The sequence below is a fragment of the Nocardiopsis alba DSM 43377 genome (assembly GCF_000341225.1).
In the GTDB taxonomy this organism is placed as follows: Bacteria; Actinomycetota; Actinomycetes; order Streptosporangiales; family Streptosporangiaceae; genus Nocardiopsis; species Nocardiopsis alba.
In genome coordinates this window covers 25,720-43,264 of the sequence record NZ_ANAC01000013.1, presented here as the reverse complement: position 1 = coordinate 43,264, position 17,545 = coordinate 25,720, and the positions used below count along the sequence as shown (strand labels likewise).

At 70.7% G+C, this 17,545-nt stretch carries 14 protein-coding genes and 5 tRNA genes; 10 read left to right on the top strand and 9 right to left on the bottom strand.

The genetic code is table 11. The features are described from left to right. The first annotated feature begins 240 nt into the window (after nucleotides 1–240). On the top strand, nucleotides 241–534 hold the full coding sequence (locus tag D451_RS0114870) for a PGPGW domain-containing protein (protein WP_017535033.1): 294 nt from the start codon (nucleotides 241–243) through the stop codon (nucleotides 532–534). A gap of 137 nt (nucleotides 535–671) precedes the next feature. On the opposite strand, the gene D451_RS0114865 is transcribed toward D451_RS0114870, so the two are convergent. Further along, nucleotides 672–745 (bottom strand) — tRNA-Val (locus D451_RS0114865). Between the two features lie 479 nt (nucleotides 746–1,224). Between D451_RS0114865 and D451_RS0114860 the strand changes: the two genes are divergently transcribed. Further along, nucleotides 1,225–1,647 carry an SsgA family sporulation/cell division regulator gene (locus D451_RS0114860; protein ID WP_014910549.1) on the top strand — a complete coding sequence of 141 codons (423 nt, stop codon included), beginning with the start codon at nucleotides 1,225–1,227 and terminating at the stop codon, nucleotides 1,645–1,647. A gap of 126 nt (nucleotides 1,648–1,773) precedes the next feature. On the opposite strand, the gene D451_RS0114855 is transcribed toward D451_RS0114860, so the two are convergent. Beyond that, nucleotides 1,774–2,616 (bottom strand): aminotransferase class IV, encoded by an 843-nt coding sequence (locus D451_RS0114855; RefSeq protein ID WP_014913098.1) that lies wholly within the window; start codon nucleotides 2,614–2,616, stop codon nucleotides 1,774–1,776. Nucleotides 2,617–3,007: 391 nt separating this feature from the next. Here D451_RS0114855 and D451_RS0114850 point away from each other — a divergent pair, with 391 nt between their 5' ends. From D451_RS0114850 to D451_RS0114830, 5 genes are all read left to right on the top strand, one after another. Then, complete coding sequence (locus D451_RS0114850; RefSeq protein WP_014913584.1) at nucleotides 3,008–3,439, top strand: roadblock/LC7 domain-containing protein; 432 nt, start codon at nucleotides 3,008–3,010, stop codon at nucleotides 3,437–3,439. A 188-nt stretch (nucleotides 3,440–3,627) separates the two neighbouring features. Beyond that, nucleotides 3,628–3,700: transfer RNA gene (locus D451_RS0114845), tRNA-Gly, on the top strand. Nucleotides 3,701–3,770: 70 nt separating this feature from the next. Then, nucleotides 3,771–3,843 (top strand) — tRNA-Gly (locus tag D451_RS0114840). A 45-nt stretch (nucleotides 3,844–3,888) separates the two neighbouring features. Then, nucleotides 3,889–3,963 (top strand) — tRNA-Cys (locus D451_RS0114835). A 20-nt stretch (nucleotides 3,964–3,983) separates the two neighbouring features. Next, nucleotides 3,984–4,057 (top strand) — tRNA-Val (locus D451_RS0114830). Nucleotides 4,058–4,167: 110 nt separating this feature from the next. Here the strand turns inward: D451_RS0114830 and D451_RS0114825 are convergent. Then, nucleotides 4,168–4,920, bottom strand: coding sequence for an IclR family transcriptional regulator (locus D451_RS0114825; RefSeq protein WP_026125087.1), 753 nt, complete (start codon nucleotides 4,918–4,920; stop codon nucleotides 4,168–4,170). Between the two features lie 209 nt (nucleotides 4,921–5,129). Here D451_RS0114825 and D451_RS0114820 point away from each other — a divergent pair, with 209 nt between their 5' ends. The 3 genes from D451_RS0114820 (at nucleotide 5,130) to D451_RS0114810 (ending at nucleotide 8,177) form a co-directional block, all read left to right on the top strand. After that, nucleotides 5,130–6,485 (top strand): RraA family protein, encoded by a 1,356-nt coding sequence (locus D451_RS0114820; protein WP_017535032.1) that lies wholly within the window; start codon nucleotides 5,130–5,132, stop codon nucleotides 6,483–6,485. An 88-nt stretch (nucleotides 6,486–6,573) separates the two neighbouring features. Beyond that, nucleotides 6,574–7,920: a TRAP transporter large permease subunit gene (locus D451_RS0114815; RefSeq protein ID WP_017535031.1), complete on the top strand. Its 1,347-nt coding sequence runs from the start codon at nucleotides 6,574–6,576 to the stop codon at nucleotides 7,918–7,920. Between the two features lie 2 nt (nucleotides 7,921–7,922). Continuing rightward, nucleotides 7,923–8,177 (top strand): hypothetical protein, encoded by a 255-nt coding sequence (locus D451_RS0114810; RefSeq protein WP_234305847.1) that lies wholly within the window; start codon nucleotides 7,923–7,925, stop codon nucleotides 8,175–8,177. A gap of 61 nt (nucleotides 8,178–8,238) precedes the next feature. On the opposite strand, the gene D451_RS0114805 is transcribed toward D451_RS0114810, so the two are convergent. The 6 genes from D451_RS0114805 to D451_RS0114780 form a co-directional block, all read right to left on the bottom strand. Beyond that, on the bottom strand, nucleotides 8,239–9,405 hold the full coding sequence (locus tag D451_RS0114805; protein WP_017535030.1) for a uroporphyrinogen-III synthase: 1,167 nt from the start codon (nucleotides 9,403–9,405) through the stop codon (nucleotides 8,239–8,241). Next, on the bottom strand, nucleotides 9,402–9,773 hold the full coding sequence (nirD, locus tag D451_RS0114800) for a nitrite reductase small subunit NirD (protein ID WP_017535029.1): 372 nt from the start codon (nucleotides 9,771–9,773) through the stop codon (nucleotides 9,402–9,404). Before nirD ends, D451_RS0114805 begins: the two co-directional genes overlap by 4 nt. Beyond that, complete coding sequence (gene nirB, locus D451_RS0114795) at nucleotides 9,770–12,280, bottom strand: nitrite reductase large subunit NirB (RefSeq protein ID WP_017535028.1); 2,511 nt, start codon at nucleotides 12,278–12,280, stop codon at nucleotides 9,770–9,772. Before nirB ends, nirD begins: the two co-directional genes overlap by 4 nt. A 199-nt stretch (nucleotides 12,281–12,479) precedes the next feature. Further along, a complete protein-coding gene (locus D451_RS0114790) occupies nucleotides 12,480–13,922 on the bottom strand; it encodes an FAD-dependent oxidoreductase (protein WP_017535027.1) in 1,443 nt (480 codons plus the stop codon). Continuing rightward, the gene (locus D451_RS0114785; protein ID WP_017535026.1) at nucleotides 13,919–16,054 is read right to left on the bottom strand and encodes a molybdopterin oxidoreductase family protein; all 2,136 of its coding nucleotides are present in this window, start codon (nucleotides 16,052–16,054) and stop codon (nucleotides 13,919–13,921) included. The genes D451_RS0114790 and D451_RS0114785 overlap by 4 nt, the downstream gene beginning before the upstream one ends. Next, nucleotides 16,051–17,436 carry an MFS transporter gene (locus D451_RS0114780; protein ID WP_017535025.1) on the bottom strand — a complete coding sequence of 462 codons (1,386 nt, stop codon included), beginning with the start codon at nucleotides 17,434–17,436 and terminating at the stop codon, nucleotides 16,051–16,053. The genes D451_RS0114785 and D451_RS0114780 overlap by 4 nt, the downstream gene beginning before the upstream one ends. Nucleotides 17,437–17,545: the final 109 nt, after the last annotated feature.

Here is a 17,545-nt window from a genome sequence, read left to right as displayed (position 1 = left end):
CTTCCGGTCTTTTCCTCAGGGCATTGATCCGCACCACGAGATCGGTGAGAATCGGCAGACATCCGACGCCGCACCGAGTTCGTGACCCGAATGCCATCAGATGTAACGACCGAATACTGTGAGCGCATGTCACCGAGTCCTCCAGACGGACCTCCAGCGACGGAGACATCCCACCGGCACCGCACCCGGGTACGCCGGTGGAGGAGGCTGCGCGCGCGGCTCAGGCTCTTCCGCCGACGCATGCACACCCACCCGGTGCTGCACCTGCCCTGGCGGATCCTGGTCGGGACGGTGGGCGCGGTGGTCGTCGTCGCCGGGATCGTCATGCTGGTGATCCCCGGCCCCGGTATCGCCTCGATCCTCTTGGGGCTGCTCATCCTCAGTACCGAGTTCCGTTGGGCCCGGCGCCTCCTCCATCCTGCCAAGGTCTGGACCCTGCGCGCCGAACGGTGGGCACTTCGGACCAAGGACGACCATCTGCGGCGGATGCGCCGCCGGCGGGCCGCGCGACGTGGACGGACCCTCGACGAATAGGCGGGACCTTTCCCGGAGGGGGTGGCCGCCGAAATCGGGGCCGTGGAGCAAAGTCGCACGTTGCCCGGCATTGAGACGACCGAAACGAAAAAAGAGGGAGCGGATCCGTAACGATCGGATCCGCTCCCTCTTCGAGGTGGGCGATACTGGACTCGAACCAGTGACCTCATCGGTGTGAACGATGCGCTCTAGCCAACTGAGCTAATCGCCCCTCGGGCCTGGGCCCCCGTCCGGCCTCGTCGGCCTGACATGTAGAACTCTAGCGCATGTTCGAGGGTGCCTCGCAACTCGACCACCGAGCCGCCCCCGAAGAGACGTGACCGAGGTCACATTACCGACATGAAGACCCCCATTGGAGTTCCACGGACGCCCCTGATCCCCGCGATGAGTAGGAGTTCCCGGCTTCACGACCCCTCCGAGGACGACCACGAGTTGACCTCCGCGTGACACGGGCCACCCATCATGGGGAAATCTTTGGTTTCCCCTGGTCATTACAGTGACGAAGGATCGTGGTGCCGCCCCGCGGCGCGCTGGGCCCGCTGGGCGGGCAGCGAGACCTCCGGTCCCACCGACCAAGAAAGTCTCCGTACTCACGTCATGATCCGCGGACAAGCGCGTTGGAGCGAGTGAGACGGCAACCGGCCGGCGCCCCAGGAACGCCTGGGCCGGACGAGAAAAGGTTTGGCGAACATGAACAGTAGCGATATCACTGCCACCGCCGAGCTGGGCCTGCGACTCGTGGTCCCGGAGCGCACCGCGGTTCCCCTGGTCGCGCGACTCGACTACAGCGCTGACGACCCGTACGCGATCCGCGTGGCCTTCCACACCGGCGAGGACAGCCCCGTCGAGTGGATCTTCGCCCGCGAGCTCCTCACCGTGGGCATCGTGCGCCCCGTCGGCGAGGGCGACGTCCGGGTGTGGCCCTCCAAGAGCGAGGGTGGAGAGCGCTCGGTGAGCATCTCCCTCTCCTCTCCCTTCGGTCAGGCGGAGTTCGACACCCAGGTCTCCCCCCTCGCCGAGTTCCTCCACCGCACCTACGAGATCGTCCCGGCCGGTCAGGAGGGCAGCTTCGTCGACCTCGACGAGGAGATCCAGCAGCACCTCCACTCCTAGGGAGTGGAACGGAGCCCGGCACCCCCGTGGGGCGGCGCGAGCGGGGCACCGACACATCGGCGGAAGAGTGAGGGGACGACGCCTGGGCGTCGTCCCCTCACTCGTTCCCGTTCCCGAGGACCCCGGTCACGGGTCCTGGTCGTCCGCGGAACGCTCGGCGAACACCGCCATCGCCTTGAGCGTGATCGGCCCCGGCTCCGCCGACACCGTCCGGTCGTCGATGGCCAGGATCGGCTGTACGTCGCGCCCGGTGGAGGTCAGGAACGCCTCGGTGATCTCGGGCAGACGCTCCATGGGAACGTCCTCCTCCTCGCCGCCGAACCACTCCAGGACCAGCTCGCGGGTGATGCCGGCCAGCGGCCCCGCCGACAGCGGCGGGGTGACCAGCCGGCCGTCCAGCACCACGAAGACGTTGCTGCCGGTGCCCTCGCACAGGTTCCCCGAGATGTTGCGGAAGATCGCCTCGCTCGCGCCCCGCTCGCTCGCGTAGGCCAGCGCGCGCACGTTGTCGGCGTAGGAGGTGGTCTTGAGCCCCGCCAGGGCCCCGAACTCGTTACGCGGCCACGGAGCCAGCGCCACGGTCGTGTGCGGGGCGATCCCGGGGAAGGGCGACATCGCCACGATCATGGTCTGCTCCCCCTCCCCGCGGCCCGAACCCAGCGGCCCGGTCCCGTCGGTGACGGTGATGCGCACACGGGCGTCGGTCACCTCAGCGTTGGCCTCCAGGGCCCGGGCGACGCCGTCGGCGATCAGTTCCAGGTCCGGCTCGTCCATGCCCAGGCCGGTCGCGGAACGCGCCAGCCGCTTCAGGTGCCGGGTCAACGCGAACGGACGCCCGTTCCGCGCCCGGACCGTCTCGAAGACACCGTCCCCGACGGTGACGCCGTGGTCGACCACCGGAATCAGCGCGTCCTTCTCCTCCAGCACCGCGCCACGCCCATGGCCGGCTCCGGCGATCCACACCCTCATTGCAACCCCCACTCTCAAGAGCCCTGGTCGGGCCGGTGTCATCCTCGAATCCTGCCACTTCGGAGCGGGTGCCCGCCGGGAGATGCCCCGAACCGGGCCCTACCCGGCGCCGTCCCCCCTGACAAGACCTGTGACCGGCACCGGCCGCGAGGCCTCTCCGCACCGTCTTTCGCGACCCCGTTCTCGCTGGTCCGGACACCGGAACACGCCGGTGTTCCGCCCCGTCCCACGAACGATGGCCGGACAGATAAGTTACGAATGACTATCATCTGGGCAACGCTTATGCGGGACCGGTGGCCGTACCCCCACGACGGTGACCTCCCCGGAACGTCCCGCAGAGCACGCGCTCCAGAACACACAAGGCCCCGCCTCCGACAGAGCAAAGAGAGACATGACCCAACCGAGCACCGCCCGCGGAGAACTCAGCTGGCTGCTGGACGACCTCCTGACTCGCGCATCGGGCACTCAGCACGCCATCGTCCTGTCCACCGACGGGCTCCTCATGGCGACCTCCAGTGGCCTGGACCGCCCCGCCGCCGAACACCTCTCGGCCATCGCCTCCGGACTGCACAGCCTCGCGGGAGGGGCCAGTCGGCAGTTCTCCGCGGGCGACATCCGCCAGAGCATCATCGAGATGGACCGCGCCTTCCTCTTCGTGGCCGCCGCCGGCGAGGGTGCCTGCATGGCCCTGATGTCGGACGCCGACAGCGACGTGGGCCTGATCGCCTACGAGATGAACAAGGTGATCGAGCGCGTCGGTCAGTACCTGTCCGCCCCACCCCGGCCGGACATGCCCTCCACCCCCGCGCAGGCGGAGAACTGATCCTCGTTCCGTACGCACGCGCGGGGATCCGCCCCTGCCGCCGCGGTGGACCTCGACGGTCCGCCACGGCAGGGCACGGAACCCCGTGGGGAAGTCGATTTCGCACTTGCCCGAAGATCCGCTAGAGTTCTTAACGCAGCGAGGGACGCGGCACCGGGAAGAACCGGAGGCCACGGAACACTCGCCGCGCGGACGTGGCTCAGCTGGTAGAGCATCACCTTGCCAAGGTGAGGGTCGCGGGTTCGAATCCCGTCGTCCGCTCGAAGGGTCCGAACACGATCGCCTCGGCGACACGGTAGGATCCAGGGACGGGAGAGATCCCGTACCACACGCGGACGTGGCTCAGCTGGTAGAGCATCACCTTGCCAAGGTGAGGGTCGCGGGTTCGAATCCCGTCGTCCGCTCGGAGAAAGGCACGCATGGGTGCCGCTCGGCCCCCCGTGCCTCCAGCCGGAGTGGCCGAGTGGTTGAGGCAAGGGACTGCAAATCCCTGCACACGGGTTCGATTCCCGTCTCCGGCTCCATGCGCACCACATTTCCATAGGGGCGATTAGCTCAGTTGGCTAGAGCACTACCTCGACACGGTAGGGGTCACAGGTTCGAGTCCTGTATCGCCCACAGGTAAGGCCGAAGGCCGGGATCCACACGGATCCCGGCCTTCGTCGTTCCCGGGGTCCGAGCCGGGCGCACCGCTCCCCCGCCGGGAGGACTCGGACCGCGCGGCCGGCTCAGATGCGAGCGCCGATGGCCCCGGCCCCCCGTGACAGCTCGGGCAACCAGGTGAGCAGCTCCTCCGCGCTGGTGACGTCGGTCGTCGTCACCAGGTTGAGCGCCCCGGCGAGTTCCTTGTCGGCGTCGTACACCGGCACGCTCAGGCTCAGCGCGCCCAGTTCCCGCTCGGACTCCGAGAGGTGGTAGCCGTTCTCGCGCACCCTACGGATGTCCTCCATCAGGGCCCGCTCCCCCTGAACCCGACCCGAGGCCAGCGCGACCTCCGGGAAACGGCGAACGTAGTCCTCGATCTCCTCGTCCGGCCAGGCGGCGAGCAGCACCTTCCCACCACCGACGTCGAGCGGCACGCGCCGTCCGATCGGGAACTGGTAGCGGAGGGGGTCGGCTCCGCTGACACGGGCGACGAGGATGCGTTCGTCCCCCGAGCGGACGAACACGGAGGAGGTCAGCCGCGTGGTCGCGGAGAGCTCGGTGAGCACCGGCGTGGCGATCGTGCTCATCCGGTCGTTGACCACGAAGCCGTGCGCCAGCCCCAGCACCACCGGGCCGAGTGAGTACCCCAGACGCCCCTGTTGGACGTAGCCACGCCGCACGAGCTGGTTCACCGTCCGCTGTGTGGTGGCCAGGTGCAGGTCGGTCTCCCTGGCGATGTCGCTCAGCCGCAGCGGACCGCGCGCGCGTTCCAGGCATTCGAGCACGTCCAGCGCACGGTCGAGCGTGCGTCCCTGGTTTCCGCCTCCGGCGCCCATGCTCGCCTCGTCACCCCTTCTTCGTTTTCTTCTGAGGATTTCCTCGCCCCGGGCGATGACCTCCAAGCCCGTGGAATACGGCGATCCGGCTCGCCTCCGTTCCCTCCAAGGTAGCGGAGGGGTTTCCGGGAGGTTGACAGCCGAGAGAGCCACAGGTCACACTCCCTATCAATCCACAAGATAAACTATCACTCAATGATAGCTGGTGCATGATGAAGGTAGCCGTTCTGGGACTGGGCGAAGCCGGCGCGATCTTCGCGGAGGCCTACGCCGCCGCCGGTCAACTGGTCATCGGCTTCGACCCCGCGAGCACGGTGCGGACCCCCGAGGGCGTCGATCGGGCCTCTTCGACCGCGGAGGCGGTGGCCGGGGCGGACGTGGTCCTGAGCCTGGCCACGGCCGCCCACGCGGTCTCCGTCGCCCGTGAAGCCGCGCCCGCGTTGCGGTCCGACGCCGTCTACATCGACCTCAACGCGGCCTCACCGCAGGTCAAGACGGATGTGGCACGTACTGTCGATGGTGCGGCCCGCGTGGTCGACGGGGCCCTCATCGGTTCGGTCGTCAAGTTCGGGTCGAAGGTCGACATCCTCCTCGCGGGCCCCGCGGCCGAAGAGGCCGCTCGGATGCTCCGGGTCGTGGGCGCGAACGCCGAGCCGATCGGCGAGACCGTGGGCGCCGCGTCGGGGCGCAAGCTGCTGCGCAGCGTGTTCATGAAGGGGTTGGGGGCGCTGATCACCGAGGCCTTGGACGCCGGACGCGCGGCGGGCGAGGAGGAATGGATGCGCGAGCAGGTGGCCGCCGCCCTCACGGACGGGACCGCCGCGCTCGAGCGGTTGGACAACGGGACACGGCTGCACGCCGTGCGGCGCTCCCAGGAGCTGGACGCCAGCATCGCCCTGCTGGACGAACTCCGTGTGGAGGCCCCGGTGAGCACGGGCGCGGCCGACCGTCACCGGTACCTGGCGCGTGTGACCGACCACCCCGACGAACGGCTGATCGACGCCTACGCGACGATCCCCACCGCCGCCATCGGGGACGCGCGGGACCGGCTCGGTTTCCTGTCCTCCAGGATCAGGCCCGTCTGGGCCGGGGCCCGGCTGTCGGGGCGCGCCCTGACGGTGCGGACACGGCCCGGTGACAATCGCGCGTTGCACGAGGCGCTGACCGTCGCCCGCCCCGGCGACGTCCTGGTCGTGGACGGAGGGGGCGACGACTCCCGGGCGCTGTTGGGAGAGCTCATCGCCGAACGCGCCATCAACAAGGGGGTGCGCGGGATGGTGATCGACGGAGCGGTCCGCGACGCCGACGAACTGCGCGAACTCGGCTTCCCCGTCTGGTCCGCCGCGATCTCTCCCGCGGGGCCCTACAAGGACGGGCCGGGCCACATCGGTCACACCATCGCGGTGGGCGGCGCGGTCTGTTCCCCGGGGGACATCGTGGTGGCCGACGGGGACGGCGTGTTCGTCGTGCCCCGCCTGGAGGCCGAGCGGACCCTTGTCGCCGCCCGGCTCGTCCTGGCCGACGAGGCCGAGCGCCGCGAGGCGATTCGGAGGGAACGCGCGTGACGATCCCCTCCCCCACCCGGTCGCTCCCCCGAAGCGACACATCGCCCGTCCACGGGCACCAGAGTTCCCCTCCACCGAAAGTCGACCCATGCCGATCGCGCTACTAGCCCTCGCGGCGTTCATCGCCGTGATCATCGTGTGGAACGTCGTGTTCAAGCGGAACATGGGCGAGGCCATGCTGCTCGGACTCGTGGTCACCGCCCTGTTCGCCGGAACACGGGCCCCGGAGTACCTCTTGGGAGGGCTGGCCGACGCCCTCACCCACGACGTGCTCTACGCCGCCCTGGCCTTCGTGTTCATGGCCTACCTCATCGACACGACGGGGCTGATCCAGAAGATCCTGGCCATCCTCAACTCCGCCTTCGGACGCCTCCGGGGCGGCCCCGCGTTCATCGACACGGCCGGTTCCGCCGTCTTCGGGGCCCTGTCCGGGTCCAACTCCGCGAACACCGCCTCCAGCGGTTCCTTCACCGGCCCCTGGATGGTGCGCACCGGGTGGACCCCCACGCGGGCGGCCACCGTGCTCGCCGGTAACGGCGGGATGGGCGCGGCTCTGCCACCCAGTGCTTCGATGGTCATCATGATCGGCTTCGCCGGAGGGATGGTCACCACCGGCCAGGTGTATCTGGGTCTCCTGATCGCCGGGCTGTACCAGATCCTGCTGCGCATCGGTCTGGTCACGTACTTCGTCCGCCGTGACGGTGTCCCCAGGGTGGACGAGCACGACCTGGTGCCGATGCGTACGTCGCTGCGTCAGGGGGCCGGCGCGCTGACGATCTTCCTCGGCGCCCTCATCCCCATCGCCGTCACCGTGGGCCCCCTGGCCACCTACCTCACCGAGGCCACGCCACTGGGCGACGCGGTCGGCGACATCTCCCTGCTGACCTGGATCCCCATCCTCATCATCGGCTTCTCGCTCATCGCCGGTCGGGACCGTCTCCCGCGGACGGTGCGCGGCTGGTCCCGTCTTCTGGACGGCGCCCTGCCGAAGTTCGCGACCATCGGCGCCCTGCTGTTCTTCGCGATCGCCGCGAGCGAGATCCTGGGGCGCCTGGGCCTGGCGGAGGACGTCAACGTCATCCTGGAGTCCCTGCCCGTCGGTTCCACCGTGATGGTGGTCGTCGTCGGCCTGGTGATCACCCTGGTCGCCGGTCCGCTCTCGTCCACGGCCACCCTGACGGCGGTCGGTCAGATCTCCTTCCTCGCGCTGGTCGGCGTGGGGGTCGACCCTCTCCTCGCGATCATCGCGATCCTGGTGTTCGCCTCCACCGAAGGGGCCTCCCCTCCCGCCTCCGGCTCGATCTTCGTCGCCGCGGGTCTGACCGGGGCACGGCCGGAGAGCACCTTCCTGCCGCTCATCGTCTACTACATGATCCCGATCTTCCTGATCGGCTGTCTGATCGGTTGGGGCGTCCTTCCGGTCCTGGGGGTATGACCATGCTCGCTCTCAAGCCCCGGACCTTCGGCGTGGTCCGCGCGCTGTTCAAGGTCGGTCTCGTCTGCTGCCTGGCACTAGGAGCGCTCCTGGTCCTGGGACAGATGGCCGGAGTCCTCACCCAACGTCCGGACTGGGTGACCGGCGCCTCCGACCTGCTGTTCGTGCCGAGCGTCGGCGCGGCGGCGACCTTCGGTGTCCTCGGTTTCATCTGCAACTACCTCGCGCCGGAGGAGCCGGAGTCCGAGGACGACTGAGGGTCCGGGAAGGGCGGGGCGGGGCGCGCCGTCACCCGCCCCGCCCTTCCCGGTGTCGGGGTCAGAGGTCGCGGTCGGGAGCGTCCAGGGCCAACCGGTAGCCGCGCTTGACCACGGTCCGGATGATCCGGGGGTCGCCCAGGGCGGTGCGCAGTCGGGCGATGGCGGCCTCCACCGCGTGGGCGTCGGCGTCCTCGCCCAGGCAGGTGAGCAGCCGAGCCCGGTCCAAGACCTGCCCGGGGCGATGCGCCAGAGCTCTCATGACGCGCATCAGTGTGGGAGAGAGCGTGCGGGCGACGCCGTCGACCAGGACGGCGTGACCTCGCGGTTGGAGATGGTGCCCGGCCACCTCCAGAGTGGGGTACCGGGCCGGCAACTCCTCGGCGAGCCTGCGGATCTGGGCGCCGACGCGCGCGCGTTCGGGCCGGACGGTGGGGATATCGTGCGCCACGAGCGGGCGGGCGGTGACCGACCCCACGCACATGGCCAGGACGTCGCCGCGCAGGGCGTGGACCAGGTCGGCCCGGCGGCCGGTGGCGTGGGCCCGGGCGAGCAGTCCGGCCGCGGCGGGGGCGCTGGTGAAGGTGACGGCCTCCGCTCCCCCGGAGACGACGGTCTCGATGAGACGGTCCAGGGCGGCCGTGTCCTCCGGCTCGACCCAGCGGTAGACGGGGACCTCGATCACCTCGGCCCCGGCCAGGCGCAGTGCGGCGGTGAAGTCCGGCAGCGGTTCACCGTGCAGCTGGACCGCCACGCGCAGGCCTCGGACACCTTGGGCGAGCAGGTGGTCCAGGACCTCGGCGGAGGATTCCGAGTTCGGTGACCACTCTTCGGTGAGACCGGCCGCGCGGAGGGCACCGCGGGCCTTGGGGCCTCGGGCCAGGAGACGTGAACCGCGCATCCCGGTCAGGAGCCGGTCGGCGACGCCCCACGTCTCGCACGCCTCGATCCAACCGCGAAAGCCGATGCCGGTGGTGGCCACGACGATGTCGGCGGGGCGACGGGCGAGTTCGTCGGAGACCGAGGCCAGGCGTCGGTCGTCGCTGATCGGGACGATGCTCAGAGCGGGGGCGGACACGACCCGGGCCCCTTTGCGGCGTAGCAGGGCGCCGATCTCCTCGGCTCTGCGGGCGGCGGTCACGGCCACGGTGAAACCGGTCAGTGGACCGGAGGGCGTGGACCCGCTCGCGGAGACGGTGTCGTCGAGGGTGGTGGGGACCGTGCTCACGGGGTCCCCTCCTCGGTGCGGACGGCGATCTGCACCGTGGCGCCTCTCCGTCGTACGGGCCAGGTGGTCAGGCACGTGTGCTCGTCGTCCAGGCTGCGCCCGGTCGACAGGGAGAAGACGTGCTTGAGCATGGGCGAGGCGATGGTGGGCTCCCCCGCCCGGTCGCCGACGATACCTCGGGAGATGACGGCGGCCCCGGTGTAGGGGTCGATGTTGTCCACCGCGTACAGGCGATGGTCACGGGTGCGGAACAGGGCCGCCTGGCGTCCGTCGGGGAGCAGGACGGCCACTCCGTCCTCGACCCCCGGCAGGTGCGCGGGGCAGGCGTCGATCCAGGTCGTGGTCGGCTGGACGGTGGCGGTGATCATCGTGGTCCTTCCTGGGGTCGACGGGCGGGCATGCCCAGGTCCACGGACGCGCCGGCGGGCACGGGCTGGTCGCGGACGGTGGTGAAGTCGATGGTGGGGTCGGGGGCGTGGGGGGCGTTGGCGAAGGAGACGAACCGGGAGAGCTTCTCGGGGTCGGCCAGGACGGCGGCCCACTCGTCGGTGTAGGAGGCCACGTGGCGTTCCATGGCCTCCTCCAGTTCCGCGGCGATCCCGAGGCTGTCGTCGATCACGACGTCGCGCAGGTGGTCCAGGCCGCCTTCGAGGGACTCGATCCAGGGCGCGGTGCGCTGAAGCCGGTCGGCGGTGCGCACGTAGAACATCAGGAACCGGTCGATGTAGCGGATGAGGGTGGACTCGTCCAGGTCGCCTGCCAGGAGTTCGGCGTGGCGGGGGGTGAAGCCGCCGTTGCCGCCCACGTACAGGTTCCACCCCTGGTCGGTGGCGATCACCCCGAAGTCCTTGCCTCGGGCCTCGGCGCACTCCCGGGCGCATCCGGAGACGGCGGACTTGAGTTTGTGGGGTGAGCGCAGGCCCCGGTACCGCTCCTCCAGGCGGATGGCCAGACCCACCGAGTCCTGGACGCCATAGCGGCACCAGGTGGTGCCCACGCAGGACTTGACGGTGCGCAGGGCCTTTCCGTAGGCGTGTCCGGATTCGAAACCGGCCTCCACCAGACGCGCCCAGACCGCGGGCAACTGTTCGAGGCGGGCGCCGAAGAGATCGATGCGCTGCCCGCCGGTGATCTTGGTGTACAGGCCGAAGTCGCGAGCGACCTCGCCGATGACGATGAGCCGCTCGGGGGTGATCTCGCCGCCGGGGATCCGAGGTACGACCGAGTAGGTGCCGTTGCGCTGGAGGTTGGCCAGGTAGCGGTCGTTGGTGTCCTGGAGGGTGGCCTGCTCGCCCTCCAGGATGTGACCGTTGCCCAGTGAGGCCAGGATCGACGCGACGGCGGGTTTGCAGACGTCGCATCCGTGTCCGGTGCCGTGGGAGGCGATCAGCGCGGAGAAGGTGGAGACGCCGGTGGAGCGGACGATCTCGACGAGTTCGGCGCGCGAACGGGTGAAGTGCTCGCACAGGGCCTTGGACTGTTCGATGCCGGACCGGGCGAGGATCCGCTTCAGCATGGGCACGCACGAGCCGCAGCTGGTGCCCGCCCCGGTACGGGCCTTCAGAGCGGGGACGTCATGGTCTCCATCGGCGATGGCCCGGGAGAGGGCGCCCTTGGTGACGGCGTTGCACGAGCAGATCTGCGCGTGGTCGGGCAGGGAGTCGGCGCCCAGGTCGGCCCCGCCCTCGGGGGTGATCAGGGAGAGCGGGTCGCCGGGGAGGGGGGAACCGACCAGGGGGCGCAGGGCGGAGTAGGCCGAGGCGTCGCCGACCAGGACGCCGCCGAGCAGGGTTCCCGCGTCGTCGGAGACCACGAGTTTGGCGTAGCGGCCGCCCGCGGCGTCGTTGACGACCACGTCCAGGGCCCCGGGGGTACGGCCGTGGGCGTCGCCGAAGCTCGCCACGTCCACGCCCAGGAGTTTGAGCCTGGTCGAGGTGTCGGCTCCGGTGAAGACGGCCTCCCCGCCCAGAAGACGGTCCGCGACGACCTCGGCCATGGCGTTGCCCGGGGCGATGAGGCCGTAGACGGTGCCGCGGTGCTCGGCGACCTCTCCGATGGCGTGGATGCGGGGGTCGTCGGTGGTGCAGGTGTCGTCGATGACGACGCCGCCGCGTTCGCCGATCCGGAGCCCGGCCGCGCGGGCGAGATCGTCGCGGGGACGGACGCCGACCGAGAAGACGACGAGGTCGGTGTCCAGGCGGTCTCCTCCGTCCAGGACCAGGCCGGCCGCCCTCCCTTGGGGGGAGGCCTCGATGGCCGTCGACGCGGTACCGGTGTGGACGTGGACGCCCAGATCGGTGACCAGGGCGCGCAGCAGCGCGGCGGCCCCCTGGTCGATCTGCGCGGGCATCAGGTGGGGGGCGAGTTCCACCACGTGTGTCTCCAGACCCAGCAGGCGCAGGGCGTTGGCGGCCTCCAGCCCCAAGAGCCCACCGCCGACGACCACGCCGGTGCGGGCGTCGCGGGCGGAGGCGATGATGGCGTCCAGGTCCTCGATGGTGCGGTAGACGTGGCAGCCGGGCAGGTCGTGGCCGGGGACGGGCGGCACGAAGGGGGTGGATCCGGTGGCCAGGACCAGACGGTCGTAGCGCAGCCCACGGCCGCGGGCGGTGGTCACGGTGCGGGCGTCGCGGTCGATGGCGGTGACGCGTTCGTCGACGTGCACGTCGACGGTGGGGCCGGAGAGATCTCCCAGGGAGAGGTCGTGGGCGTCGGCACCGTCGAAGTAGGAGGACAGGGCCACCCGGTCGTAGGCGGTGCGGGGTTCCTCTCCCACGAGGGTGACGTGCAGGTGACGATCGGTGTCACGGTCACGGAGGGCCTCGACGAGGCGGTGGCCGACCATGCCGTTGCCGACGACGACGATCTCTTCCATGGTGTGCGCGGCTCCTCCTGCTACGGGGGCGGACGGATCCCAGACAACCTCTCGCGTGTTTCCGTCGGGTCGGCCGCGTGTGACGCGGTCGTTTCGTTGTGCCGTCACCGCGGTTCGAGGGCCTGTGATGTCACGGGGGCGTGTCGTCACGGCGGGGCCGGCCCCGGGCGCGCGGTCGCGGGGCGGCGATCCCGACGGATCACCCCGCCGGGGCGCTGCGCATCCCCTCCAGCACGGCCCGTACCTCGCGCACGCATCCACCGCAGCCGGTGGTGGCGCGGGTGCGTTCGGCGATGTCCTCTCGGGTGCGGGCCCCGTCCAGCCACGCCTGTTCGATCTCGATACGGCCGACCGCGTTGCAGCGGCACACCGGCGCGTCCCGTGCCTCCTGAAGACCCGAGGTGGGAAGGGGCGCTCCTTGGAGCAGGGCCAGCCGGTCCGAGGGCACCGGGTCGCCGGTGTCGTAGAGTCCGGCCAGGGTGGCGGCGGCCTCGGGGAAGCCCAGCAGTACCGCGCCCACCACCTTCTCCTCACGGACGGCCAGCTTGGCGTAGCGGCCGCCGTAGGGGTCGCTGATCGTCACCGTCTCCGCGTTCGGAGAGCCCTCTTCCTCGTGGACCCGGCCGAACGCGGTCAGTTCGATGCCCTCGGCCTTGAGGCGGGTCAGCGGTCGGGCTCCGGTGTAGGTCGCGTGCGGTGCGGTGCCGGTCAGGCGTTCGGCCAGGACCGCGGCCTGTTCCCAACCCGGCTGGACGAGCCCGGCCCCGCCGCCGGGATGGCGGGCACAGTCTCCGATGGCGTGCACACGCGGGTCGGAGGTGGCCATGCGGTCGTCCACCACGACACCGTGATCGACCTCGATCCCGGCGGAGGCGGCCAGGTCGGTGTCGGCTCTCACTCCGGCCGCGACCACGAGGGCGTCGCCGGGCAGGATCCGGCCGTCGTCCAGTTCCAGTCCGGAGCCGGGGGTCCAGCGAACGGCGGTCCGACCGGAGTGGACCGTCACGCCCAGGGCGGCGTAACGGTCGGCCAGGATGTCCGCGGCCGCTCGGTCGATCTGGCGGCACATGATCCAGGGCGAGGCCTCCACCACCGAGACCCGTACCCCTCGGCCCACCAGGCCGCGTGCGATCTCCAGCCCCAGGACCCCTCCGCCCAGGACCACCATGGGAGCGCCGGGGCGGGCCATCGCGATCAGACGCCGACAGTCCTCCAGGTCACGGAGGACGCCCACTCCCTCCCCCGGTCCTCCCTCCGAAGCGCGCACGCCCGGGACCGGAGGAAGCACGGCGCGTGCCCCCGTGGCCAGGACGAGTTCGTCGTAGGGCAGGCGGGAACCGTCGTCCAGGGTGAGGACGCGTCGTCGGGTGTCCAGGTCCGTGGCGGTCGTACCGGTGCGCACGGTGATCCCCGGCCCATCGGGTACGGGCAGCCGGATCCGTTCGGCGGTGTGGTCCCCGGCGAGCACACCGGAGAGCAGGACCCGGTTGTAGGCGGTGTGGGGTTCCGCTCCGACCACGCTCACCCGCACGTGTTCTCCGGACGGGTCCAGACGGGCGACCTCTTGGGCGAAACGGGCACCGACCATGCCGTTGCCGACGACCACGATCCGGCGGGGAGAGGTGTTCTGGAGGGTGTTCAACCGTGACCTCCGGGTGTGGGGGCGCCGGTCTCCTCCGGAACGCCTCGGCCGTTCCGGTCCGGCGGGGCGGGTTCCAGACGCACGGCGCTGACCTTGAACTCGGGCATACGGCTGGTGGGGTCCAGCGCCGGATGGGTGAGGTTGTTGGCGGACTGTTCGCCCGCGAAGTGGAAGGGCAGGAAGACGGTGTCCAGGCGGGCCGTGGGCGTCAGACGCACGCGGGCGAGGGTGTGCCCACGCCGGGAGACGACCCGTGCCGTATCCCCGTCGGCCAGCCCGACACGGGCCGCGGTGGCGGGGTGCACCTCCACGTACACCTCGGGCTCGGCGGCGTCGAGTTCGGCCACACGCCTGCTCTGGGCCCCGGACTGGTAGTGGCCCATCAGCCTGCCCGTGGTGGCCACCAGGGGGTGGTCGGGATCGGTCTCCTCGGCGGGGGGCCGATGGTCGACCGGGACGAGGCGGGCGCGTCCGTCGGGGTGGGCGAAGGAGTCCAGGAAGAGACGGGGTGTGGACTCCTCGGGTGAGCGCACCGGCCAGTACAGCGCCTGACCGTCGGCCAGACGTTCGGGCGTGACCCCGGAGTAGTCGGCGGCCCCTCCGGCGGAGGCCCGTCCGAGTTCGGCCAGGACGGTGTCGGGGTCGGTGGGGAAGCGATCGGCCGGCTGTCCCAGTCGTGCGGCCAGCGAGGAGAGGACCTCCAGGTCGGTCCGGACCCCGTCGGGCGGGGCGGTGGCCCTCTCACGGCGTAGGATCCGCCCCTCCAGATTGGTCATGGTGCCGCGTTCCTCGGCCCACTGGGCCACGGGCAGGACCACGTCGGCCATGGCGGCGGTCTCCGAGAGCACGAAGTCGGCCACCACCAGTAGATCCAGGGCGTCCAGGCGGGCACGTACACGCGCGGAATCGGGGGCGGAGACCACGGGGTTGGAGCCGAACAGCAGAAGGGCGCGTGGCCCGTCGGGGGTGCCCAGGGCGTCGAGGAGTTCGAAGGCCGAACGCCCCGGGCCGGGCAGGGAGTCGGGCTCCACACCCCACACCCGGGCCACGTGGTCACGGGCCTCGGGGTCCTCGATGTGCCGGTAGCCGGGCAACTGGTCGGCCTTCTGGCCGTGCTCGCGTCCGCCCTGGCCGTTGCCCTGACCGGTGATACACCCGTAGCCCGAGCCCCGACGGCCCGGTAGTCCCAGGGCCAGGGCCAGGTTGATCCAGGCCGAGACGGTGTCGGTCCCTTTGGAGTGCTGTTCGGTGCCGCGCCCGGTGAGGATGTAGGCGGCGTGGTCTCGGGCGGCCCGGCCCAGCAGGTCGGCGGCGGCACGGATGTCGGCGGCGGGTACGCCGGTGACACGTTCGGTGCGTTCGGGCCACCAGGCGGCGGCGTGTTCCCAGGCGGCGTCGAACCCGGTGGTGCGTTCGGCGAGGTACTCCTCGTCGCACCGGCCCTGTACACGTGCGGCGTGCAGTAGCCCCAGGGCCAGGGCCGTGTCGGTGCCGGGACGGGGCGCCAGGTGGAGGCCGCCCCGATCGAGGGCGACCTCGGCGGTGGCCGAGCGACGCGGGTCGATGACGATGAGGGCGGGTGAGGACAGATGTCCCATCATCGGCGGCATGGTCTCGGCGGGGTTGGCCCCGGCGAGCAGGACCACGTCGGCCTCGGCGACGTCGGTCAGGGGGAAGGGCATGCCCCGGTCCAGGCCGAAGGCCCGGTTGCCCGCGGCCGCCGCCGACGACATGCAGAAGCGGCCGTTGTAGTCGATCTGGGAGGTCCCCAGGGCCAGGCGGGCGAACTTGCCCAGGGTGTAGGCCTTCTCGTTGGTCAGGCCGCCACCGCCGAAGACGGCGACGGAGTCGGGGCCGGCCGCGGCGCGAAGGGCCATGAGGCGTTCGGCGACGTGATCCAGGGCGGTGTCCCAGTCGGTCTCGACCGGATCGGAGTCGCGGTCCTTCCGCAGCAGGGGGCGTGTGAGCCGGTCGGGGACGGTGAGGACCTCGGCCGCGGTCCATCCCTTGCGGCACAGTCCGCCCCGGTTGGTGGGGAAGGGGGCCGGGCGGACGGCCGGACGTCCCTCCGGCCCCCGCTCCAGGCGCATGGCGCACTGGAGCGCGCAGTAGGGGCAGTGGGTGATGGTCATCGGGCCGTGGCCCCGACGTTCTCGACGGCGAGGGCGGGGCGCGCGGGGCGACGCATGTACACGGCCCAGGTGACCAGCGCGCAGAGAAGGTAGAAGGCGCCGAAGGCGAGGAAGGCGGGCGCGGTGGAACCGGTCGCGGCGAAGGACTCGCGGAAACCGACGTTGATGCCCACGCCCCCCAGAGCGCCGACCGCGCCGATGAGGCCGAGCATGGAGGAGGCCACGCGTTTGGCGCGGGCCAGGGCCCGGTCCCGGGGCTCACCGGCGGCGACGGCGTCCTCGGCGCGGGCCGCGTGGATGGAGGGGATCATCTTGTAGGTGGAGCCGTTGCCCAGTCCGGTGAGGGTGAACATCACCGCGAACGTCCCGATGAACAGGGGTGCCCGACCGGTCTGAACGGCCAGGACGAGCACGGCGGCGCAGGCGGCCATGGCGGTGAACACCCACAGCGTGACGCGGGCCCCGCCCAGGGAATCGGCCAGTCTTCCTCCGACCGGGCGGACGAGGGAACCCACGACCGGGCCCAGGACCGCGATCCCCGCGGCATGGACGGGTTCCAGGCCGAACTGGGCCTGAAGCAGCAGACCGAAGGCGAAACCGGTGCCGATGAACGAGCCGAAGGTGCCCACGTACAGCAACGACATGATCCAGAAGTGGGGGTCGCGGACGGCCGACAGGTGAGCGTCCGTCTCACCACGTGGGTGGACGAGGTTGTTCATGGATCGGTGGGCCCACCAGACCGACAGCAGGATCAAGGGCATATAGAAGAGCGGGACCAGGTGGCCCGCCGATGTGGTGAACAGGGCGATGACGGTCAGGCCGACCAGCTGGACGGTGGCGACCCCGATGTTGCCGCCACCGGCGTTCAGTCCCAGGGCCCACCCCTTCTCCCTCTCGGGGAAGTAGGAGTTGATGTTGGCCATGGAGGAGGAGAAGTTTCCGCCGCCCACACCGGCGGTGGCGGCCAAAACCAGGAGCAGCCAGAAGGGGGTGTCGGGGTTCCGGACGAGGAAGAACGCGGCGACCGTGGGGACGATGAGCGCCAAGGTCGCGATGACGGTCCACGTGCGTCCGCCGAAGACCGGCACCGCCAGGGTGTAGGGCACCCGTAGGACGGCGCCGACCAGGGTGACCACCGACAGCAACAGGAACTTCTGTTCGGGGGTGGTGGAGAAGCCGTGCTCGGGGATCATGAACAGTACGAGCACCGACCAGATGCTCCACACCGAGAAGCCGATGTGCTCGGAGGCGATGGAGGCCCAGAGGTTGCGGCGGGCCACGTGGCGCCCCGTCCCCTCCCAGAACCGCCGGTCCTCGGGGTCCCAGTGGGAGATCCGGTCCCCGACCGCGCGCGGCGCGCGTCGGCCTGTCTCAGAGGTCACGTCCGGTGCCTTCCTACTCGACGGCTGTCGACCCTACCGAGGGTAGGAAGGCCGTGTTGCCCGGAGATGTCCGTCCGTGAAACACGAGAGACGGCCGGCTCACCCGGCG

Bases quoted from the DNA above. Each gene is read 5' to 3' on its own strand.
- D451_RS0114870 (WP_017535033.1), top strand. From the start codon at position 241: ATGCACACCCACCCGGTGCTGCACCTGCCCTGGCGGATCCTGGTCGGG.
- D451_RS0114860 (WP_014910549.1), top strand. From the start codon at position 1,225: ATGAACAGTAGCGATATCACTGCCACCGCCGAGCTGGGCCTGCGACTC.
- D451_RS0114855 (WP_014913098.1), bottom strand. From the start codon at position 2,616: ATGAGGGTGTGGATCGCCGGAGCCGGCCATGGGCGTGGCGCGGTGCTG.
- D451_RS0114850 (WP_014913584.1), top strand. From the start codon at position 3,008: ATGACCCAACCGAGCACCGCCCGCGGAGAACTCAGCTGGCTGCTGGAC.
- D451_RS0114825 (WP_026125087.1), bottom strand. From the start codon at position 4,920: ATGGGCGCCGGAGGCGGAAACCAGGGACGCACGCTCGACCGTGCGCTG.
- D451_RS0114820 (WP_017535032.1), top strand. From the start codon at position 5,130: ATGATGAAGGTAGCCGTTCTGGGACTGGGCGAAGCCGGCGCGATCTTC.
- D451_RS0114815 (WP_017535031.1), top strand. From the start codon at position 6,574: ATGCCGATCGCGCTACTAGCCCTCGCGGCGTTCATCGCCGTGATCATC.
- D451_RS0114810 (WP_234305847.1), top strand. From the start codon at position 7,923: ATGCTCGCTCTCAAGCCCCGGACCTTCGGCGTGGTCCGCGCGCTGTTC.
- nirD (WP_017535029.1), bottom strand. From the start codon at position 9,773: ATGATCACCGCCACCGTCCAGCCGACCACGACCTGGATCGACGCCTGC.
- nirB (WP_017535028.1), bottom strand. From the start codon at position 12,280: ATGGAAGAGATCGTCGTCGTCGGCAACGGCATGGTCGGCCACCGCCTC.
- D451_RS0114785 (WP_017535026.1), bottom strand. From the start codon at position 16,054: ATGACCATCACCCACTGCCCCTACTGCGCGCTCCAGTGCGCCATGCGC.